The organism is Roseiarcus sp., assembly GCF_052145395.1.
Classification (GTDB): Bacteria; Pseudomonadota; Alphaproteobacteria; order Rhizobiales; family Beijerinckiaceae; genus Roseiarcus.
This window is the reverse complement of the sequence record NZ_JBKQOT010000061.1, coordinates 1-3,288: the sequence shown is the minus strand read 5'-3', so window position 1 is coordinate 3,288 and position 3,288 is coordinate 1. Positions and strand designations below refer to the sequence as shown.

Here is a 3,288-nt window from a genome sequence, read left to right as displayed (position 1 = left end):
CAAGGTCGACATCCGCAAGCTCGAGCATTTCTTGCAGCACCTTGATCGGCGCCTTGAACATCTCGACGAATTCGAGAAGTCCCTGGGTCGTGCGGTTCAAGCCCCCGGAATAGCTGTAAGCGTCCGGGTCGTGCTGCGAGAAATGCTCGAGCTTGCGGATGTCGACCTTGCCGACGAGGGTGGAGATGTCCTGGTTGTTCTCGTCGCCCGGCTCGGTCTTGGCGACGCCGATCTGGCGCAGCTTCGAGGGGTAGAGCTTGACCACGGAAAAGCGGGAGATGTCACCGTCGAAAGCGTCGAGGCGCTTGGACGCCCAGGGCGAGCAGATGCCCGTCAGACGGCGGAGCGGAATGCCGTAGCGGCTCTCGAGCGCGGCGGCCATCGTCTCGGGACGGAAAATCCCCAGCGGCGATTCGAACACCGGGCTGATCTCGTCGCCCGCCGCGAGCACGTAGATCGGTTGCGTCTCCATCAGCGCCTTGAGGCGCTCGGCGAGCGACGACTTGCCGCCGCCGACCGGACCGAGCAGGTAGAGGATCTGCTTCCTCTCCTCGAGACCCTGCGCGGCGTGCTGAAAATAGCTCACCACCCGCTGGATCGTGTCCTCCATGCCGAAGAATCCGGCCATCGACGGGTAGAGCTTGATCGTCCGGTTGAGGAAGATGCGGCCGAGGCGCTGATCCTTCGACGTGTCGACCACGACCGGCTCGCCGATCGCGGCGATCATCCGCTCCGCGGCGGAGGCCGTCATCCCAGGGTTGTCGCGGCAGCCTTCCAGGTACTCGGTCAGGCTCATCGTCTCGCGCCGCTCGCGCGCATAGGCTGAGGAGAAGAGTTCGTTGATGTCCGGACTCCTTCCGGTCGCGCCAGACGCGGCCTGCTTGGAGTCAGACCCCGCAAGTGCAAAACCGGCGTTCGGGCTCATGGCGTGTCTCCAACTAGACTCGGCTCCGATCGCGCGCCTTCATGAGCGTGATTCGGAAAGGTTAAAAGACAGTGTACGCGTGTCTCGAATTGAGACAATCGACAGGCGGCTCGGACCGGGACTAGTCCACCAGGTTCTTGTGCTGTGGGCCGACTTCGGTGACTGGACCCCGCGCCCAAGCGCCATGAATTCTCGCTCGTCACAATTCCACCTTCGACGCCGAACACGCGACTCCGCGATCCGGTCGTCTATACATGCCTTTGATGGCGCGGGCGTGTTCGCCGGCCACAAACTCGACGCGGCGCCCTTCCGTTCCAACAGAACGACCGGAAAGGGCCGGCACGCTGCCTTGACGCCTGAGCCGACGCAAGTTCGGCGCCGAGCATCATCCGCAAGCAACGATCCTGAGTTTGGCGTTAAGCGGCCCCGCCGCGCCGCGGGTGGTGACGGTTGCCCCTAAAATGAGCGAAAGTGCGGCAATTGCAGGCCACGACCGCCGCGATGCCCGATTATTTTGCAGAACGAGCCGCCGAAATTCGCCCGGAAAGCCGTTTGGCCGCTCGCAAGGCCATGATTTCCCAGGGGGGAGGGATTCCGTGACCGAGGAAGGCTCGCGCTTCGATCTTCTTTTTCCCTCGCGGCGGACGCCGGCCCGATGACGTCTTTTTGAGCCGACGGCCGGCATCGCGTCCCCGCGGCTCGCCGGATCGAGCGGCCCGAATGGGGGCGCCGCGGCGATCGGCCGCGGGGCGCAGCGGCAGCGCGGAAAGCGCGCGCCAGCCCCGGCTGGCCTCGGGTTGCCGCGCCAGCGGCTCGACCCTGCTGCTCGCGGCGGCGGCCCCCAGCCGGCTCCTGTTCAGAAGGACGAGCGGCCCGTCCCCCACGCCAAAACAAGAAACGACAGAACCGTCCAAATTCCGCGTCGGCGATTTTCCGTTCGTGACGCCAGCGCCGCCCGAGATCGCCGCAATTTTGGGCGCCTAAATCCGCGGCAAACCTGTTGGATAGAGACTATAGCGCCGCCCCCGCGGCGCCGCGCTCGGCGAGCAGCCTCGCAATGTGCGCGCGCAACTCCGGCACGCCTTCGCCGTCGCGGGACGAGGTGAAGATCACCTCGGGGTAGGCGGCGACGTGCTTGCGGAGCGCTTCGAGAGTCGACTCGATCCGCGCCGCCTGGTCGGTGAGCTTCACCTCGTCGCGCTTGGTCAGCACGACGGCGTAGGAGACGGCGGAGGCGTCGAGGAGTTTCATCGTCTCGTGGTCGCTGTCCTTCAGCCCGTGGCGGCCGTCGACCAGGACGAACACGCGCAGGAGCGACGGGCGCCCGCGCAGGTAGTCGCGCGCGAGCTTGCCCCACGAGGCGGACTTCTCCTTCGACACCGCGGCGTAGCCGTAGCCTGGCATGTCGACCAGCGTCGCCTTGCCGGCAAGGTCGAAAAAGATCAGCTCCTGGGTGCGGCCCGGCGTGTGCGAGGTGCGCGCCAGCGCGTTCCGGCCGGTCAACGCGTTGATCAGCGACGACTTACCGACGTTGGAGCGGCCGGCGAAGGCGACCTCCGGCGCGCCGACGGCCGGCAGACCGTCGGACCGCGCCGCGGCGAAGACGAAGTCGCACGGGCCGGCGAACAGTTTTCGGCCCGCCTCGATCCAGTCGGTTTCGGGCATTGTGGCGTCGCGGCGCGGGGAGTTCACCACCAAGGACACAAAGGATCACGAGGGCGTTCTTCGCGCCCCTTCGTAATCTTCGTGGTGGGAGAGACGCCGCTCACGTCGACGTCTTGGCCGGTGGCGTCTTGGATGGGGCAGGAGCGGCCGAAGCGCTCTTGCGGGAGAACATCCTGGACAGGTTGTCAAAGAGCTCCAGTTTCATCCCGGCCCTCTTCATGATGAGAGACTGCTGCAAGATCGTCAGCGTGTTGTTCCACGTCCAGTAGATGACGAGGCCGGCCGGGAACGTGCCCAGCATGAAGGTGAAGATCACCGGCATCCACGCAAACATCGATTTTTGAACCGGATCAGCGGGTTCAGGGTTCATCTTCATCTGGAAGAACATCGATACGCCCATGATCAGCGGCCAGACGCCGAGCGCCAGGAAGTGGCCGAATACCGGCAGCGCCGTCGGGTCCCAGGGGATGAGGCCGAACAGGGTGAAGACGTTGGTCGGGTCGGGCGCCGAGAGGTCCTTGATCCAGCCTAAGAACGGCGCGTGCCGCATCTCGATGGTGATGAAGATGACCTTGTAGAGTGCGAAGAACACCGGGATCTGGATCACCATCGGCAGGCAGCCGGCGACCGGATTGACCCCTTCCTTCTTGAACAGCTCCATCTGCGCCTGCTGCTGCTTGGCGCGGTCGTCGGGATAG

2 protein-coding genes and 1 pseudogene are annotated in these 3,288 nt (G+C 65.1%); all 3 read right to left on the bottom strand.

Features of this window, described 5'->3' with window-relative positions; translation table 11 throughout:
* Positions 1-796: pseudogene (locus tag ACLP25_RS02030) on the bottom strand (PrkA family serine protein kinase); the annotation flags it as partial.
* 1,140 nt (positions 797-1,936) lie between these two features.
* Positions 1,937-2,590: a ribosome biogenesis GTP-binding protein YihA/YsxC gene (gene yihA, locus ACLP25_RS02025; RefSeq protein WP_442467572.1), complete on the bottom strand. Its 654-nt coding sequence runs from the start codon at positions 2,588-2,590 to the stop codon at positions 1,937-1,939.
* A 100-nt stretch (positions 2,591-2,690) separates the two neighbouring features.
* Positions 2,691-3,288, bottom strand: a 598-nt coding sequence (gene yidC, locus ACLP25_RS02020) for a membrane protein insertase YidC (RefSeq protein ID WP_442467571.1), incomplete at its 5' end; no start/stop codon positions are given.